Raw genomic sequence first — 16931 nt, 5'->3', positions numbered from 1 at the left:
GAGACAATACAGGGCAGGGGGCGGGACATGCTCCGAATCGACAATCAAACAACGACAGCCTAAGAGGCATACCCATGAATTTTCAGCAATTGCGGTTCGTGCGCGAAGCGGTGCGCCAGAACATGAACCTGACGGAAGTCGCGAACGTGCTGTATACGTCGCAGTCGGGCGTGTCGAAGCAGATCAAGGATCTCGAGGATGAACTGGGGGTCGACATCTTCATTCGGCGCGGCAAACGGCTGACGGGGCTCACGGAGCCCGGCAAGGCGGTGCACCAGCTGATCGAGCGGATGCTGCTCGACGCCGAGAACCTGCGCCGCGTCGCGCGCCAGTTCGCCGACCAGGACAGCGGCCACCTCGTCGTCGCGACGACGCACACGCAGGCGCGCTACGCGCTGCCGAAGGTGATCCGGCAGTTCACCGAGGTGTTCCCGAAGGTGCATCTGGCGTTGCGCCAGGGCAGCCCGCAGCAGATCGCGCAGATGATCCTGAATGGCGAAGCCGATCTCGGCATCTCGACCGAGGCGCTCGACCGCTATCCGGACATCGTGACGTTCCCGTGCTATTCGTGGCATCACACGGTCGTCGTGCCGAAGGGCCATCCGCTCGTCGGCCGCGAGAACCTGACGCTCGAGGAAATCGCCGAGTATCCGATCATCACGTACGACCAGGACTTCACGGGCCGCTCGCACATCGACCAGGCGTTCACGCAGGCGGGCGCCGTGCCGGACGTCGTGCTGACCGCGATCGACGCGGACGTGATCAAGACCTACGTCGAACTCGGGATGGGGATCGGCGTCGTCGCTGCGATGGCCTACGATCCGCAGCGCGACACCGGGCTCGTCGCGCTCGATACGCAGCACCTGTTCGAGGCGAGCACGACGCGCGTCGGGCTGCGCAAGGGCGCGTTCCTGCGCGCCTATGCGTACCGGCTGATCGAGATGTTCGCGCCGCACCTGAACGAAGCGGAAATCGCGGGGCTGTTGCGCGAAGCCGTTTGACGGTTGCGCGCCTCGCGCGCCGTCCGGGCCGTTGCCGCGGATGGCGCGCCGTGCGCGCACGGCACCGAACATCCGGCGGCGGCGAAATGGCCGCCGGCGCGATGACCTGATTCATCGAACCATCGACTGTGCCCGCCGCTCCCGGCCGGGCCCTTCGCCGGATGCGGCGTTCAGCATGCGTTCTCCTGCCGACAGAACAACCAGAAACGGCACGGGCGAACGCGTCGATCCGGTTTCGGCCTCCCGGCCGGGCCATGATTCGGAAGATATGATTCAATGCGCGTGCATGGTCTGATGGCGGGCGTTCACGCCGCACGACGAAGGGGCGAGCAATGAATCCGACATGGTTTCTCTTTTCCTTCAAAGGCCGGACCGAGCGCCTGCCGTGGTGGATCTACTCGCTGGTTTCCGGGTTGATCGGCGCGTTCCTCGATGCCGGTTCGCGCGGCTCACCGGACGACGATCTGCCGCTGGCAGTGGTGCTCGTCGCCGGCGCGATCGCCGTCGTGGCAACGTGGTCGTGGCTGGCGGTTACCGTGAAACGGCTGCACGACATCGACAAGTCGGGATGGTGGGTGCTGCTGCTCGTCGTGCCGATCGTCGGTGCGATCGCGTTGTTCGTGATGAACGGTTTCATCGCCGGTACGCCGCATGCGAACCGTTTCGGCGAGCCGCCGTCGGTCGATGAAGCGACACCTGCGCCGCAGGACCCTGCGTGATGCGCGGCAAGCCGCGACTGTCGCATTTGCGCGTCGTGCAGCCCGATCGCACACTCCGAATAAACCCTTAAATATTGATCAGACAGGTTGCGCGGCGAAGCGAATCGGTACAGCATAGCCTTCACTCCGCCGGCGTCCCGCCGGCGGTGGCGCGTCAACGACAGCACGCGCCAGGCAGTCGGCCGTCTGCCTCGCTTCCATTCCGTGGTACCGATAGCAGCATTGATGGCCATTGCCCGGGTAGTGTGGCGCAAACGTTTGCTCACATTAAAACAACAGTCCGGCCCGACGGGCCAGTCGCCAGGAGATGTGTATGAATGTCCGCTTTCGCCGTCGCTTCCTGACCGCCGCGCTCGCCGCCGTCGCGGTCGCCGCCGCCCCGGCCGTCCACGCGCAGTCCGCGGCCAAGCCGAAGGTCGCGCTCGTGATGAAGTCGCTCGCCAACGAGTTCTTCCTGACCATGGAAACCGGCGCGAAGGATTACCAGAAGCACAACGCGAATCAGTTCGACCTGATCACCAACGGCATCAAGGACGAGACCGACACCGCGAACCAGATCCGCATCGTCGAGCAGATGATCGTGTCGAAGGTCGATGCGATCGTGCTCGCGCCGGCCGACTCGAAGGCACTCGTGCCGGTCGTGAAGAAAGCCGTCGATGCGGGCATCGTCGTCGTGAACATCGACAACCGGCTCGATCCCGACGTGCTGAAGTCGAAGAACCTGAACGTGCCGTTCGTCGGCCCGGACAACCGCAAGGGGGCGCGCAAGATCGGCGACTACCTCGCGAAGCGGCTGAAGGCGGGCGACCAGGTCGGCATCGTCGAAGGCGTGTCGACGACGACCAACGCGCAGCAGCGCACGGCCGGCTTCCAGGACGCGATGAAGGCGGGCGGGATGAAGGTGGTGTCCGTGCAGTCGGGCGAATGGGAAATCGACAAGGGCAATGCGGTGGCTGCCGCGATGCTCAACGAATACCCGAACCTGAAGGCGCTGCTGTGCGGCAACGACAACATGGCGATCGGCGCCGTGTCGGCCGTGCGCGCGGCCGGCAAGCAGGGCAAGGTGCTCGTGGTCGGCTACGACAACATCAACGCGATCAAGCCGATGCTGAAGGACGGCCGCGTGCTCGCGACCGCCGACCAGTACGCGGCGAAGCAGGCCGTATTCGGCATCGACACGGCGCTGAAGGCGATCGCCGAGCATCGCAAGCAGGCCGACATGTCCGGCGTGGTCGAGACGCCGGTGGATCTCGTGACGAAGTAACGCGACTCCGGTCCGGCCGCCGCCCTCAAGAATCCGGCGTGGCGGCCGTTATCCGGAGTGAGCGCGATCACGGCCACTGCATGCACATGCACTTGTGAGCGTCATACCCGCGCGCCGCGTGCGCGCGGCCGCAATCAGGATCGCGATGGAACCGACCTTCCAACCCTCCCGTTCAGCCCAACCCGTGCTGTCCGTATCCGGCATCGGCAAGACCTATGGCGAACCCGTGCTCGCCGATGTCACGCTGACGCTCGAGGCGGGCCAGGCGCTCGCGCTGACGGGCGAGAACGGCGCCGGCAAGAGCACGCTGTCGAAGATCATCGGCGGGCTCGTCGATCCGACCACCGGCACGATGCAGCTCGGCGGCCACGCCTACGCGCCGGCGAGCCGCACGCAGGCCGAGGCGCTCGGCGTGCGCATGGTGATGCAGGAGCTGAACCTGCTGCCGACGCTGACGGTCGCCGAAAACCTGTTCCTGAACCGCCTGCCGCGGCGCTTCGGGATCATCGATCGCGCGCGGCTGCGCGAGGACGCGCGGGCCGCGATGGCGCAGGTCGGGCTCGATGCGGTCGATCCCGATACGCCGGTCGGCGCACTCGGCATCGGCCATCAGCAGATGGTCGAGATCGCGCGCAACCTGATCGGCGACTGCCGCGTGCTGATTCTCGACGAGCCGACCGCGATGCTGACCGCGCGCGAAGTCGAGCTGCTGTTCGAGCAGATCGACCGGCTGAAGGCGCGCGGCGTCGCGATCGTCTATATCTCGCACCGTCTCGAGGAGCTCGCGCGCGTCGCCGAGCGCGTCGCGGTGCTGCGCGACGGCCGGCTCGTGCACGCGGGCGACATGGCCGCGACGACGTCCGACGGGCTCGTCACGCTGATGGTCGGGCGCGAGATCGGCGAGCAGATCGAGCTCGGCGAGCGCCACATCGGCGCGCCGCGGCTCGTCGTGTCGGGGCTCACGCGCGGGACGGCCGTGCGCGACGTGTCGCTCGAGGTGCGCGCGGGCGAGATCTTCGGCATTTCGGGATTGATCGGCGCGGGGCGCACCGAGTTGCTGCGGCTGATCTACGGCGCCGATACGCCGGATGCGGGGGTGATCGCGGTCGGCCAGCCGCCGAAGCCGGCGAAGATCGATTCCCCCGTCGACGCGGTGAAGCTGGGCATCGCGCTGATTACCGAGGATCGCAAGGGTGAAGGGCTGCTGCTGTCGCAGTCGATCACCGCGAACGTGTCGCTCGGCCAGCTCGACCGGCTCGCGCGCGGCGGCATCGTCGATGCCGCACGCGAGACGGCGCTTGCCGAGCAGCAGATCGACGCGTTGCGGATCCGCACGCACGGTGCGGCGCAGGCGGTCGGCGAGCTGTCGGGCGGCAACCAGCAGAAGGTCGTGATCGGCCGCTGGCTTGCCCGCGACATGGGCGTGCTGCTGTTCGACGAGCCGACGCGCGGGATCGACGTCGGCGCCAAATTCGAGATCTACACGCTGATGGGCGCGCTCGCGCGCGAAGGCCGGTCGCTCGTCGTCGTGTCGAGCGACCTGCGCGAGCTGATGCTGATCTGCGACCGGATCGGCGTGATGTCGGCCGGCCGCATGACCGCCGTGTTCGAGCGCGGCAACTGGACCCAGGATGCGCTGCTGGCCGCGGCATTCGCCGGCTTCGGCCGCGAGACGCCGCCGGGCGGCGCGCAACATCCGGACGCGGGGCAGGCGCCAGGCGCCGCCCCCGGCAATTCGACGACAGGACCCCAGCAATGACCCAGCCTCCCGTATCCCCGGCCGACGCAGGCGCCCAGCAGGACGTGACGGGGCGCCGCGCGCGCACGCTGTCCGGCACGCGCCTCGGCCTGTCGAACTATCTCGGGCTCGCCGGTGCGCTCGCCGCGATGATCGCGCTGTTTTCGGTGTTGAGCTCGCATTTCCTGACCTACGATACGTTCAGCACGATCGCGAACCAGATTCCCGATCTCGTCGTGATGTCGGTCGGGATGACCTTCGTGCTGATCATCGCCGGGATCGACCTGTCGGTCGGCTCGGTGCTCGCGCTCGCCGCGTCGATGGTCAGCGTCGCCGCGCTGAAATGGCAGTGGGGGCCGCTGCCGGCCGCGCTGATCGGGATCGCGGTCGCGACCATCACGGGGGCGCTGACGGGGGCGGTCACGGTCGGCTGGCGGATTCCGTCGTTCATCGTGTCGCTCGGCGTGCTGGAGGCCGCGCGCGGCCTCGCGTACCAGCTGACGAATTCGCGGACGGCGTATATCGGCGACGCGTTCGATTTCCTGTCGAACCCGATCGCGCTCGGCATCTCGCCGGCGTTCCTGATCGCGGTCGCGGTGATGATCGCGGCCCAGTTCGTGCTCACGCGCACGGTGTTCGGGCGCTACCTCGTCGGGATCGGCACGAACGAAGAAGCCGTCCGACTTGCCGGGGTTAACCCGCGTCCGTATAAAATTCTCGTATTCGCGTTGATGGGGGCGCTCGCGGGGCTTGCGTCGCTGTTCCAGATTTCGCGGCTCGAGGCGGCCGATCCGAACGCGGGCGCGGGCCTCGAACTGCAAGTCATCGCGGCCGTCGTGATCGGCGGCACGAGCCTGATGGGCGGGCGCGGCTCGGTGATCAGCACGTTCTTCGGCGTGTTGATCATCTCCGTGCTGGCCGCGGGGCTGGCGCAGATCGGCGCGAACGAGCCGACGAAACGGATCATCACCGGCGCGGTGATCGTGGTGGCCGTCGTGCTCGATACGTATCGCAGCCGGCGGGCGCGCGCGCGGTAGAAAGACAGACAGAACAGACCAGAGAGAAACGGGAAATGGCGACGATCAAGGATGTGGCAGCCATGGCGGGCGTGTCGTTTACGACCGTCTCGCACGTGGTGAACAATTCGCGGCCGGTGTCCGCGGATGTGCGTGCGAAGGTCGAGGGCGCAATCCGCGAGCTCAATTACGTGCCGTCGGCCGTGGCGCGCTCGCTGAAGGCGCGCGCGACGGCGACCATCGGCCTCGTCGTGCCGAACAGCACGAATCCGTACTTCGCGGAGCTTGCGCGCGGCATCGAGGATCAGTGCGCGGCCAACGGCTATTGCGTGTTCTTCTGCAATTCGGACGACGATCCCGTGAAGCAGCGCAACTACCTGCGCGTGCTGCAGGAAAAGCGCATCGACGGGCTGATCGTCGCATCGGCGGGCGAGGATGCGGTGCTCGCGCAGACGCTCGCCGATATCCATGCGCCGCTCGTCGTCGTCGACCGCAACATCGAGGGGCTTGCGGCCGACCTCGTGCAGATCGACCACGAGCGCGGCGCGTACCTCGCGACGCGCCACCTGCTCGAACTCGGGCACGCGAAGATCGGCTGCATCACGGGGCCGACCGACACCGCCGTCAGCGCGATGCGCGTGCACGGTTTCATCCGCGCGATGGCCGAGCGCGGCGTCGACATCGTGCCGGGCGCGATCGCGGAAAGCGACTTCTCGTGCCTCGGCGGCTATCACGCGGCGTCGCGGCTGTTCGAATCGGTGCGGCCGAGCGCGATCTTCGCGGGCAACGACCTGATGGGCGTCGGCGCGCTGCGCGCGGCGGCCGAGCGCGGGCTGCGCGTGCCCGACGACTGCTCGATCATCGGTTTCGACGACATCGAGTTTTCCCGCTACACGTATCCCGCGCTGTCGACGGTCGGCCAGTCGGTGCGCGCGCTCGGCGAAATGGCCGCGCAGACGCTGATCGAGCGGATCGGCGGCGGCTCGACGGCCGTGCCGAGCCGTCGTCGCGTGGTGTCGCCGCGCCTCGTGCTGCGCGAGTCGACGGCGGTCTATCGCGAGCCGCCCGCGTCGGGCGGCCGCGCATGACGGCGCCCGCAGCGGGTGCCGGCCGCGTCACGGTGGTCGGCAGCCTCAACATGGATCTCGTCGTGCGGGCGCCGCGGCTGCCGCTGCCGGGCGAAACGCTCGCCGGGCATGCGTTTGCCCAGGCGGCCGGCGGCAAGGGCGGCAACCAGGCCGTCGCCGCCGCGCGGCTCGGTGCGCAGGTCGCGATGATCGGTTGCGTCGGCGCGGATGCGCACGGCGCGGCATTGCGCGCGGGCCTGGAAGCCGAGGGCATCGACTGCACCGGGCTCGCGACGAGCGCGTCGGCGTCGACCGGCGTCGCGCTGATCGTCGTCGACGACGCGAGCCAGAACGCGATCGTGATCGTCGCGGGCGGCAACGGCGAGGTCACGCCCGCGACGGTTGCGCGGCACGAGGCCGCGCTGGCGTCGGCCGACGTGCTGATCTGCCAGCTCGAAACGCCGCCGGACGCCGTATTCGCGGCGCTGTCGGCCGGGCGGCGGCTCGGCCGCACGGTGGTGCTCAATCCGGCGCCGGCCGTCGCGCCGCTGCCGGCGGGCTGGCTGCCGCTCGTCGATTACCTGATCCCGAACGAGGTCGAGGCGGCCGCGCTGACCGCGCTGCCGGTGCGCGACCCGGCGGAGGCGGAAACCGCCGCGCGTGCGCTGCAGGCCGGCGGCGCGCGCAACGTGCTGGTCACGCTCGGCGCGCGCGGCGTGCTCGCGCTGACGGCCGACGGCGTCGCGCGGCACTATCCGGCGCCGGTCGTGCAGGCCGTCGACACGACGGCGGCGGGCGATACCTTCATCGGCGGTTTTTCCGCACGGCTCGCGGCCGGCGCGGATGTCGATGCGGCCATCCGCTTCGCGCAACGCGCGGCGGCGCTGTCGGTCACGCGGGCGGGCGCGCAGCCGTCGATTCCGACGCGCGCCGAACTGGCCGACTAGGGCCGGATCGCCGGTTTCCGTTTCCCGATCGCGGCCGGCCGTCTCGTGCGAGGCGCCGGCCGGTCGCGCTTGCGGCAACGTGCCGGCCGGTCGCCGGGCCTTCCCCCCTCCATTTCTCGAATTGGCCCGAATTTGCATCATTCGTTCAGCTATTTGTAATAAATAGACGAATAATTCGAAAAAATCACGCCAAAACCATCAAGTTGTGCGTCGCGCAGTCGTAAATGCAACCAGTGAAGCAATGCTTCCAGCCAACGGGCCCGGCCCGTTCATGACGACGCAATACAGGATGGATGATGGTGTTCAGGAACCTGACGATTCGTGCGCGCATCGGTTTGACGATGGCGTTTCTGGCGATGCTGCTGGGCGTAACCGGCGTGCTCGGGCTGTACGGGATGACGCGTTCGAACGTGTCGACGCGCGAGATTTTCACGAACCAGATGCCGAGCGCGGTCGACGTGGCGGTCGCGGAAATGTTTTCGGCACGCGAACGGCTCGCACTCGACCGCGCGGCGCTGCTGGCCGGCACGCCCGAGTCGGCGGCCGCCGTCGAGCGCAGCCGCGCGATGCGCGCGCAGTCCGACGCATGGTGGCAGAAATACCTCGCGCTGCCGCGCGGCCCCGAGGAAGACCGGCTCGCGCAGGACGTCGCCGCGAAGCGCGTGGCGCTGCAGCGCGCCTGTGACGCGTTCGCGAGCCTGCTCGGGGCGGACCAGCGCGATCGCTTCGGCGACGGCGCCAAGCAGCTCCAGACGCTCTATACCGACCTCTCGGTGGCCGGCGAAGCGCTGCGCAACTTCCAGTTCACCAATGCGCAAGTGCTCTTCGATCAAGCGGAATCGGTGTTCGACACGCTGCGCGTACTGTCGATCGTCGCGCTGCTGGCCGGTGTCGGCGCCGCACTGCTGTCATGGGTGGCGCTGAGCCGCGCGATCGGTCGCCCGATCGCCGACGCGCTGTCGCATTTCGACGCGATTTCCGCCGGCGACCTGCGCCGGCCGATCGTCGTGGAACGGCGCGACGAGATGGGCCAGCTTCTCGAAGGGCTCGCGAAGATGCAGCGCGGGCTGGTCGACACGGTGCGCACCGTGCGCGGCGGCAGCGAGTCGATCGCGACCGCGGCGCGCCAGATCGCGGCCGGCAACATCGATCTGTCGTCGCGCACCGAGGAGCAGGCCGCCGCGCTGCAGGAAACCGCGTCGAGCATGGAACAGCTGACCGGCACCGTGAAGCAGAACGCGGACAATGCGCGCCAGGCAAGCGCGCTGGCCGCGAATGCGTCGGAGATTGCAAACAAGGGCAATACGGTGGTCGGCCAGGTCGTCGGCACGATGGGCGAGATCAACGACAGCTCGGCGAAGATCGCCGACATCATCGCGATCATCGAGGGAATCGCGTTCCAGACCAACATTCTCGCGCTGAATGCGGCCGTCGAAGCCGCGCGTGCGGGCGAGGAGGGCCGCGGCTTCGCGGTCGTCGCCGGCGAGGTGCGCAGCCTCGCGCAACGCTCGTCGAGCGCGGCGAAGGAAATCAAGGCGCTGATCGACGCGTCGGTGGAGCGCATCCGCACCGGTTCGACGCTGGTCGACGAAGCCGGGCGCACGATGAGCGACGTGATCGGCGCGGTGCAGCGCGTGACCGACATCATGGGCGAGATCGCGGCGGCGTCGGAGGAGCAGAGCGGCGGGATCGACCAGGTCGCGCGCGCCGTGGCGCAGATGGACGAAGTCACGCAGCAGAATGCGGCGCTCGTCGAGGAAGCCGCCGCCGCCGCGCAGTCGCTCGACGAGCAGGCCGGGCGCCTGCGCGAAACGGCGGCGGTATTCCAGCTCGACGACGAAACGGCGCGCGCCGTCGCGCCGGTTGCGGCGCGTCGCGTGACGCACGTTCCGCGCTCGCCTTCCGCCGCGGTTGCCGCGCCCGTGCAGCCGCCTGCGCGCGACGATCGCGATGCACCGCCGCAGCGCACGGCCGCCACGATGCCCGCGCGCAAGCCCGTCGCGGCCGCTGCCGCGCCGGCACCGGCTGCCGCCACCGCCGGCGGTGACGACTGGGAAACCTTCTGATTCGCGCGTGCCGCGCATCTATCCCCATTTGGTGACGAACGACGCCCGCGACATGCGGGCGTCGTCGTTTGCGCGGCGGACGCGACGTGACGGGTGCGAACGCACGATCGCGTATCGCCGCGTGCATCGCGCGGCCCGCATCGATGGATGCGCGGCGGCGTGCGCGTCATGTTCCCGCATCCGTCGTACGGGTATCTCCGTAAGGGCGCTGCGAAAAAAATTTGTAACGGTGCACGCGGCGTGTCATCGCACGCGGCTGCTCGAACGTATAGGGATGAAGGGAGGCGGTGACGACGTCGGATGTCTCCAACGCACAAGACGTTTCGTCGTTCGACGAGAGGTGGCGGATGCAGTTTCTGCGGCTCGGGAGATCGATTGTAAAACGACGAAATGCGTTGTCAAAGCGATGTTGTCGAGAATGACGAACTTCATACGAAGAGTTCGTGAAAAAAAATAAGAAAGGGTTTAGGATGAATTCGAACGCGCTTGCTTCTGCGCAGTCGTACGAAGGCAGGCACGTCTTCAGACTTAGGCGAGGGAGGTAGCATGGATATTTACAGCAGCTTCGCGAACCGCTTCGAAAAAACGCGAGAGGAAGAGCTCTCGCTGGAGGAGTATCTCGCGCTCTGCAAGAACGATCCATCCGCGTACGCGACGGCTGGTGAACGCATGCTGGCAGCAATCGGGGAACCTGAACACATCGACACCCGCAACGATCCGCGCCTGTCGCGCATCTTTGCGAACAAGGTCATCAAGGTCTATCCGGCGTTCCGTGAGTTCTACGGAATGGAGGAAGTGATCGAGCAGGTGGTCGCGTATTTCCGCCACGCCGCGCAAGGGCTCGAAGAGAAGAAGCAGATCCTCTATCTGCTGGGCCCGGTGGGCGGCGGCAAGTCGTCGATCGCCGAGCGTCTGAAGCAACTGATGGAGCGCGTGCCGTTCTATTCGCTGAAGGGCTCGCCCGTCAACGAATCGCCGCTCGGGCTGTTCGACTACGACGAAGACGGCCCGATCCTCGAGGAACAGTACGGCATCCCGCGCCGCTACCTGAAAAGCATCCTGAGTCCGTGGGCCGTCAAGCGCCTGCACGAATACAACGGCGACATCCGCCAGTTCCGCGTGGTGCGCCGCTATCCGTCGATCCTGCGGCAGATCGGCATCGCGAAGACCGAGCCGGGCGACGAGAACAACCAGGACATCTCGTCGCTGGTCGGCAAGGTGGACATCCGCAAGCTCGAACAGTACGCGCAGGACGATGCCGACGCCTACAGCTACTCGGGCGGCCTGTGTCTCGCGAACCAGGGCCTGCTCGAATTCGTCGAAATGTTCAAGGCGCCGATCAAGGTGCTGCATCCGCTGCTCACCGCGACGCAGGAAGGCAACTTCAAGGGCACCGAAGGCTTCGGCGCGATTCCGTTCGACGGCGTGATCCTCGCGCACTCGAACGAGTCGGAGTGGAAGGCGTTCCGCAACAACCGCAACAACGAGGCACTGCTCGACCGGATCTTCGTCGTGAAGGTGCCGTATTGCCTGCGCGTGTCGGAAGAAACCAAGATCTACGAGAAGCTGATCCGCAACTCGTCGCTGGCCGAAGCCGTGTGCGCGCCGGGCACGCTGAAGATGATGTCGCAGTTCTCGGTGCTGTCGCGCCTGCACGAGCCGGAGAATTCGAGCCTGTTCTCGAAGATGCAGGTGTACGACGGTGAAAACCTGAAGGACACCGATCCGAAGGCGAAGTCTTACCAGGAGTATCGCGACTACGCGGGCGTCGACGAAGGGATGACCGGCGTGTCGACCCGCTTCGCGTTCAAGATCCTGTCGCGCGTGTTCAACTTCGATTCGAGCGAGGTCGCGGCGAACCCCGTGCACCTGATGTACGTGCTCGAACAGCAGATCGAACGCGAGCAGTTCCCGCCGGAAATCGAGCAGAAGTACCTGTCCTTCGTGAAGGACGTGCTCGCGTCGCGCTACGCGGAGTTCATCGGCAAGGAGATCCAGACGGCCTACCTCGAGTCGTATTCGGAATATGGTCAGAACATCTTCGACCGTTATGTCACGTATGCGGATTTCTGGATCCAGGATCAGGAATTCCGCGACCACGATACCGGCGAAAGCTTCGACCGCGCCGCGCTGAACGCGGAGCTGGAGAAGATCGAGAAGCCGGCGGGCATCAGCAATCCGAAGGATTACCGCAACGAGATCGTGAACTTCGTGTTGCGCGCGCGTGCGGCGAACGCCGGCAAGAACCCGGTGTGGACGAGCTACGAGAAGTTGCGCGTCGTGATCGAGAAGAAGATGTTCTCGAACACCGAGGAACTGTTGCCGGTGATTTCGTTCAACGCCAAGGGTTCGGCGGAGGAGCAGCGCAAGCATGAGGACTTTGTGAACCGGATGGTCGCGAAGGGCTATACGCCGAAGCAGGTGAGGCTGCTTTGCGACTGGTACCTGCGCGTGCGCAAGTCGTCATGACGCGCGCGGTTCCGCGCCCGTACGGCGAGTCCGTACGGGCACTTTCAGAGACGCCGCCCGCATGACGGGAGACGGCATGTGCGGCGAGCGTCCCGGCATATCGACATTCGAGCGGGAGACCGGGAGTGCTTCATCAAATCATCGACCGCAGGCTGGCCGGCAAGAACAAGAGCATCGCCAATCGCGAACGCTTCCTGCGTCGCGTCAAGAACTACATTCGTCGTGCCGTGTCCGACGCGGTGCGCGACCGTAGCATCAAGGATATCCAGAGCACGCAGAGCATCACGATCCCGCGCAAGGACATCGCGGAGCCGAATTTCCGGCACGCGCCTGGCGGGCGTCGTGAGTACGTGCACCCCGGCAACGAGGACTACGTGCGCGGCGACAAGATCCCGCGCCCGCAGGGCGGCTCGGGCGGCGGCGGCAGTCAGGCGAGCAACGAAGGCGAGGGGCAGGACGACTTCGTGTTCGAACTGTCGCGCGACGAGTTCATGCAGTATTTCTTCGACGATCTCGAACTGCCGCGCCTCGTGAAGACGCATCTGCTGACGGTGCCGAGCTGGAAGAACGTGCGCGCGGGCTGGTCGGCGGAAGGCACGCCGAACAACATCGACGTCGTGCGTTCGCTGCGCAGCGCGCTTGGCCGGCGCATCGCGCTCGGCTCGCCGCTCGTCAACGAACTGCGCGAGCTCGAAGCGCAACTCGAGGCACTGAAGAACGACCCCGAGGACCGCCGCACCGAAATCGCGACGCTCGAGGCCGAGATCCATCACCTGAAAGGGCGCATCTGGCGGATTCCGTTCATCGATCCGTTCGACCTGCGCTACATCAACCGCGTGAAGCAGCCGCAGCCGTCGAGCCAGGCCGTGATGTTCTGCCTGATGGACGTGTCGGGCTCGATGGACGAGCAGCGCAAGGATCTCGCGAAGCGCTTCTTCATCCTGCTGTACCTGTTCCTCAAGCGCAACTACGAACGGATCGAGGTCGTGTTCATCCGTCACCACACGCGCGCCGAGGAGGTCGACGAGGACACCTTCTTCCATTCGACCGAGAGCGGCGGCACGGTCGTGTCGAGCGCGCTCGAACTGATGCGCAAGGTGATGGACGAACGCTACTCGCCGACCGAGTGGAACATCTACGGCGCGCAGGCGTCCGACGGCGACAACTGGACCGACGATTCGCCCAAGTGTCGCAAAATCCTGGAAGAGGATATCCTCACGAAGACGCGTTACTTCGCGTATATCCAGGTCGCGCCGGAAGAGCAGAACCTGTGGCTGGAATACGCGCAACTGGCGTTGTCGCAGCCGCATCTCGCGATGAAAAAAGTGGAATCGGCTGCCGACATTTACCCGGTGTTTCGCGAATTGTTCGAAAAGCAGGTGGAAACGTCATGACAACCCGCCATCTGCACAACGAGTCGCGCGGCTACGAGCCGCGCCCTTCCGGCGACGCCCCGGCCGGCCCTGACGCAGTGCAGCAACGCGCGCAGGCCGAACCGCCGCCGCCGGCCGCCGACTTGCCCGGTTCCGGGCAGAAGGAAGCGCGTATGAACGTTGCCGAACGCAAGCCGCTGCCGTGCCCGTCCGACTGGACGTTCGAGTTGCTCGAGGAGTACGACACGCACATCTCGCAGGTCGCTGAACAGTACGAGCTCGATATCTACCCGATCCAGCTCGAACTGATCAGCGCCGAGCAGATGATGGATGCGTATGCGTCGGTCGGGATGCCCGTCAACTACCGTCACTGGTCGTTCGGCAAGCACTTCCTCGCGACCGAGAAGAGCTATCGCCGCGGCCAGATGGGCCTCGCGTACGAAATCGTCATCAATTCGAATCCGTGCATCGCGTACCTGATGGAAGAGAACACGATGACGATGCAGGCGCTCGTCATCGCGCACGCGGCGTACGGGCACAACTCGTTCTTCAAGGGCAACTACCTGTTCCGGCTGTGGACCGACGCGCACGCGATCATCGACTATCTCGTGTACGCGAAGAACTACGTCGCGGAATGCGAGGAGCGCTACGGCCTCGATCGCGTCGAGGAACTGCTCGATTCGTGCCATGCGCTGATGAATTACGGCGTCGACCGCTACAAGCGCCCGCAAAAACCGTCGCTGTCGAAGGAAGCGGCGCTGCGGCGCGAGCGCGAGGCGTACCTGCAGTCGCAGGTGAACGAACTGTGGCGCACGCTGCCGGGCAAGAAGCCCGAGCTGATGGAGGAGCAGGAAGAGCGTTATCCGCCCGAGCCGCAGGAGAACCTGCTGTATTTCGCGGAGAAGAATGCGCCGCTGCTCGAGCCGTGGGAGCGGGAAGTGATCCGCATCGTGCGCAAGATCGGCCAGTATTTCTACCCGCAGCGGCAGACGCAGGTGATGAACGAAGGCTGGGCGACGTTCTGGCACTACACGCTGCTGAACACGCTGTACAACCAGGGGAAGCTGGAAGACGGCTTCATGATGGAGTTCCTGCATTCGCACAGCAACGTGGTCTACCAGCCGCCCGTCACGAAGCCGTACTACAGCGGGATCAACCCGTATGCGCTCGGTTTCTCGATGATGAGCGACATCCGAAGGATTTGTGAGGCGCCGACGGAGGAGGACTACAAGTGGTTCCCGGAGATCGCGGGTACCCCGTGGCTGCCGGCGATGCACTACGCGATGCGCAACTTCAAGGACGAGAGCTTCATCGCGCAGTACCTGTCGCCGAACCTGATCCGCGAGATGCGCCTCTTCTCGGTGCTCGACGACGACATGCGCGATTCGCTCGAGGTTTCGGCGATCCACGACGATTCCGGCTACCAGTACGTGCGGCAGGCGTTGTCGCGGCAGTACGACATCCATCACCGCGAGCCGAACATCCAGGTGTGGGCCGTCAACACGCGCGGCGACCGCAGCCTCACGCTGCGTCACTTCATGACCGACAACCGCCACCTGTCCAGCGACAGCGACGAAGTGCTCAAGCACATGGCGCGGCTCTGGCAGTTCGACGTGTATCTCGAAAGCGTCGACGAGGCCGGCACCGTGCGCAAGCGCTACGAGTGCCGCTACGTGCCGCCGGAGATCCGCGTTTGACCGGTGTCTTCGGCAATGTTTGCATCGGACGCCAGCCTGACGGCTGGCGTTTTCATATGACGAACGCGCGGCGGGAGAAAATTTTTCTACATCCGGACGAACCCGGAGCGCCTGTTACTTTACATTTCGCTAAAATCCCGTAGCGTCGGGCACCGGAACCGGTGCCACATGCGACCGCACGCGGCGGCCCCCAGCCGTCTCGCCCAGAAAGCACTAAAAGGAACAGACCAACCCATGGATGTCCAGACCGACCAAGCTGCGCTGTCCGCGCACGACACCCGGCGGCGCGTGTTCGCCATCGTCGGCGCCTCATCGGGCAACCTCGTCGAGTGGTTCGACTTCTACATCTACTCGTTCTGCGCGCTGTACTTCGCACCGGCATTCTTTCCGAGCGGCAACACGACGACGCAGTTGCTGAACACGGCCGGCGTGTTCGCTGCCGGCTTCCTGATGCGTCCGATCGGCGGCTGGCTGTTCGGCCGCATCGCCGACCGTCACGGCCGTCGCGCGGCGATGATGATCTCGGTGCTGATGATGTGCGGCGGGTCGCTCGTGATCGCGGTGCTGCCGACCTACGCGCAGATCGGCGCGCTCGCGCCGGCGCTGCTGCTGGTCGCGCGCCTGTTCCAGGGCCTGTCGGTGGGCGGCGAATATGGCACGAGCGCGACCTACATGAGCGAGGTTGCGCTGAAGGGGCGCCGCGGCTTCTTCGCGTCGTTCCAGTACGTGACGCTGATCGGCGGCCAGCTGTGCGCGCTGCTCGTGCTCGTGATCCTGCAGCAGACGCTGTCGGCCGGCGAACTGAAGGCGTGGGGCTGGCGCATTCCGTTCGTCGTCGGCGCGGCGGCCGCGCTGATCTCGCTGTACCTGCGGAAATCGCTCGACGAGACGTCGACGAGCGCTTCGCGCGACAAGAAGGACGCCGGCACGATCCGCGGCGTGTGGCAGCACAAGGGCGCATTCTTCACGGTGGTCGGTTTCACGGCCGGCGGCTCGCTGATCTTCTACACGTTCACGACGTACATGCAGAAATACCTCGTGAACACGGCCGGCATGCATGCGAAGACGGCCAGCAACGTGATGACCGTCGCGCTGCTCGTGTACATGCTGATGCAGCCGGTGTTCGGCGCGCTGTCCGACAAGATCGGCCGTCGTACGTCGATGATCCTGTTCGGCTCGTTCGCGGTGATCGGCACGGTGCCGCTGATGCATGCGCTGAAGGACGTGGCGAGCCCGGTGGCCGCATTCGTGCTGATTACGGTCGCGCTGGCGATCGTCAGCTTCTACACGTCGATCAGCGGCCTCATCAAGGCCGAGATGTTCCCGCCCGAAGTGCGCGCGATGGGCGTCGGCCTGTCGTATGCGGTGGCGAACGCCATCTTCGGCGGCTCGGCCGAGTACGTCGCGCTGTGGTTCAAGTCGATCGGCAGCGAGGAAACCTTCTACTGGTACGTGACCGCCCTGTGCGCGATCTCGCTGATCGTGTCGTGGCGGATGCGCGACCCGAGCAAGGAAGGGTATCTGCGTCACGAGCCGTGATCGGCGGCGCGTTGCGCACCCCGGCATCGTGACGA

12 protein-coding genes are annotated in these 16931 nt (G+C 66.0%); all 12 read left to right on the top strand.

The window, feature by feature from the left end; translation table 11 throughout:
• Positions 1-74: 74 nt before the first annotated feature.
• A complete protein-coding gene (locus tag HWX00_RS03250; protein WP_034186954.1) occupies positions 75-1001 on the top strand; it encodes a CysB family HTH-type transcriptional regulator in 927 nt (308 codons plus the stop codon).
• A gap of 332 nt (positions 1002-1333) precedes the next feature.
• The gene (locus HWX00_RS03245) at positions 1334-1720 is read left to right on the top strand and encodes a DUF805 domain-containing protein (RefSeq protein ID WP_059557770.1); all 387 of its coding nucleotides are present in this window, start codon (positions 1334-1336) and stop codon (positions 1718-1720) included.
• Positions 1721-2033: 313 nt separating this feature from the next.
• Complete coding sequence (locus HWX00_RS03240; RefSeq protein ID WP_034186953.1) at positions 2034-2984, top strand: sugar ABC transporter substrate-binding protein; 951 nt, start codon at positions 2034-2036, stop codon at positions 2982-2984.
• Between the two features lie 145 nt (positions 2985-3129).
• Complete coding sequence (locus tag HWX00_RS03235) at positions 3130-4743, top strand: sugar ABC transporter ATP-binding protein (RefSeq protein WP_124607964.1); 1614 nt, start codon at positions 3130-3132, stop codon at positions 4741-4743.
• Positions 4740-5759 carry an ABC transporter permease gene (locus HWX00_RS03230; RefSeq protein ID WP_124607963.1) on the top strand — a complete coding sequence of 340 codons (1020 nt, stop codon included), beginning with the start codon at positions 4740-4742 and terminating at the stop codon, positions 5757-5759. Before HWX00_RS03235 ends, HWX00_RS03230 begins: the two co-directional genes overlap by 4 nt.
• A gap of 35 nt (positions 5760-5794) precedes the next feature.
• Positions 5795-6826 carry a LacI family DNA-binding transcriptional regulator gene (locus HWX00_RS03225; protein ID WP_034186950.1) on the top strand — a complete coding sequence of 344 codons (1032 nt, stop codon included), beginning with the start codon at positions 5795-5797 and terminating at the stop codon, positions 6824-6826.
• Positions 6823-7752, top strand: a complete 930-nt coding sequence (rbsK, locus tag HWX00_RS03220) for a ribokinase (RefSeq protein ID WP_059557763.1) — start codon at positions 6823-6825, stop codon at positions 7750-7752. Before HWX00_RS03225 ends, rbsK begins: the two co-directional genes overlap by 4 nt.
• 296 nt (positions 7753-8048) lie before the next feature.
• The gene (locus HWX00_RS03215; protein WP_175026916.1) at positions 8049-9818 is read left to right on the top strand and encodes a methyl-accepting chemotaxis protein; all 1770 of its coding nucleotides are present in this window, start codon (positions 8049-8051) and stop codon (positions 9816-9818) included.
• A 546-nt stretch (positions 9819-10364) separates the two neighbouring features.
• Entirely contained in the window at positions 10365-12287 is a 1923-nt protein-coding gene (locus tag HWX00_RS03210) for a PrkA family serine protein kinase (RefSeq protein WP_034186948.1), read from the top strand.
• Positions 12288-12412: 125 nt separating this feature from the next.
• A complete protein-coding gene (locus tag HWX00_RS03205) occupies positions 12413-13681 on the top strand; it encodes a YeaH/YhbH family protein (RefSeq protein ID WP_034186947.1) in 1269 nt (422 codons plus the stop codon).
• Positions 13678-15357 (top strand): SpoVR family protein, encoded by a 1680-nt coding sequence (locus tag HWX00_RS03200; protein ID WP_049029302.1) that lies wholly within the window; start codon positions 13678-13680, stop codon positions 15355-15357. The genes HWX00_RS03205 and HWX00_RS03200 overlap by 4 nt, the downstream gene beginning before the upstream one ends.
• Positions 15358-15591: 234 nt before the next feature.
• Complete coding sequence (locus tag HWX00_RS03195) at positions 15592-16896, top strand: MFS family transporter (RefSeq protein WP_175026915.1); 1305 nt, start codon at positions 15592-15594, stop codon at positions 16894-16896.
• Positions 16897-16931 lie beyond the last annotated feature (35 nt).

Origin of the sequence: Burkholderia seminalis DSM 23518 (assembly GCF_902832885.1) — a bacterium.
In the GTDB taxonomy this organism is placed as follows: domain Bacteria; phylum Pseudomonadota; class Gammaproteobacteria; order Burkholderiales; family Burkholderiaceae; genus Burkholderia; species Burkholderia seminalis.
The sequence above is the reverse complement of the archived record's forward strand: the minus strand, read 5'-3'. Positions and strand labels throughout refer to the sequence as shown.

What these genes read in the sequence shown, in the direction of transcription:
- rbsK (WP_059557763.1), top strand. Translation starts at nt 6,823, where the DNA reads ATGACGGCGCCCGCAGCGGGTGCCGGCCGCGTCACGGTGGTCGGCAGC.
- HWX00_RS03225 (WP_034186950.1), top strand. Translation starts at nt 5,795, where the DNA reads ATGGCGACGATCAAGGATGTGGCAGCCATGGCGGGCGTGTCGTTTACG.
- HWX00_RS03215 (WP_175026916.1), top strand. Translation starts at nt 8,049, where the DNA reads ATGGTGTTCAGGAACCTGACGATTCGTGCGCGCATCGGTTTGACGATG.
- HWX00_RS03250 (WP_034186954.1), top strand. Translation starts at nt 75, where the DNA reads ATGAATTTTCAGCAATTGCGGTTCGTGCGCGAAGCGGTGCGCCAGAAC.
- HWX00_RS03235 (WP_124607964.1), top strand. Translation starts at nt 3,130, where the DNA reads ATGGAACCGACCTTCCAACCCTCCCGTTCAGCCCAACCCGTGCTGTCC.
- HWX00_RS03200 (WP_049029302.1), top strand. Translation starts at nt 13,678, where the DNA reads ATGACAACCCGCCATCTGCACAACGAGTCGCGCGGCTACGAGCCGCGC.
- HWX00_RS03195 (WP_175026915.1), top strand. Translation starts at nt 15,592, where the DNA reads ATGGATGTCCAGACCGACCAAGCTGCGCTGTCCGCGCACGACACCCGG.
- HWX00_RS03240 (WP_034186953.1), top strand. Translation starts at nt 2,034, where the DNA reads ATGAATGTCCGCTTTCGCCGTCGCTTCCTGACCGCCGCGCTCGCCGCC.
- HWX00_RS03230 (WP_124607963.1), top strand. Translation starts at nt 4,740, where the DNA reads ATGACCCAGCCTCCCGTATCCCCGGCCGACGCAGGCGCCCAGCAGGAC.
- HWX00_RS03245 (WP_059557770.1), top strand. Translation starts at nt 1,334, where the DNA reads ATGAATCCGACATGGTTTCTCTTTTCCTTCAAAGGCCGGACCGAGCGC.
- HWX00_RS03210 (WP_034186948.1), top strand. Translation starts at nt 10,365, where the DNA reads ATGGATATTTACAGCAGCTTCGCGAACCGCTTCGAAAAAACGCGAGAG.